This window comes from Psychrobacter piechaudii (assembly GCF_900162825.1).
GTDB lineage: Bacteria > Pseudomonadota > Gammaproteobacteria > Pseudomonadales > Moraxellaceae > Psychrobacter > Psychrobacter piechaudii.
This window is the reverse complement of sequence record NZ_FUGE01000010.1, coordinates 1-524: the sequence shown is the minus strand read 5'-3', so window position 1 is coordinate 524 and position 524 is coordinate 1. Positions and strand designations below refer to the sequence as shown.

Genomic DNA, 524 nt, shown 5'->3' with positions numbered 1-524 from the left:
CAAACTACGCATTAAAGACAAGCACATAAAAGAGCTGAATCGTCTAAGCGGTTCAGTGAACTTCGTGTGGAACTATGTTAATGCGTTAAGTTTTGAGCACCTAAAACGTACCGGTAAGTTTTTTAGTGCTTATGATTTAAATCAGTACACCAAAGGTAGCGGTGAATATTTAGGATTACACAGTCAGACCTTACAGGCTATCAACGAGACACACGCTAAATCACGTAAACAATTTAAAAAAGCCAAACTTAACTGGCGTACCAATAGAGCTGATGCCAAACGTAAAAGCCTAGGTTGGATACCTTTTAAGAAATCTGCCATCAAGTATTTGCAAACAAGGCAGACAGGTAAGAAGGCACTGAAATCAACCATACAGCTATCGCTATCTAAAGGTCAAAAGCTCATCATAGATGTATTCGATAGCTACAACCTAAGCCTATATCAAATCAACACGCTTGAGATAGTACAAGACAGTCGTAATCGTTGGTATGCGTGTATCACCGTTAAAGACCATCCTAAGCAAG

The 524-nt window shown here is 39.3% G+C and carries 1 protein-coding gene; it reads left to right on the top strand.

Annotated elements, in window-relative coordinates; genetic code table 11:
* The coding region (locus tag A1019T_RS00060) for a transposase (RefSeq protein ID WP_279626158.1) at positions 1–524 on the top strand (524 nt) is incomplete at both ends.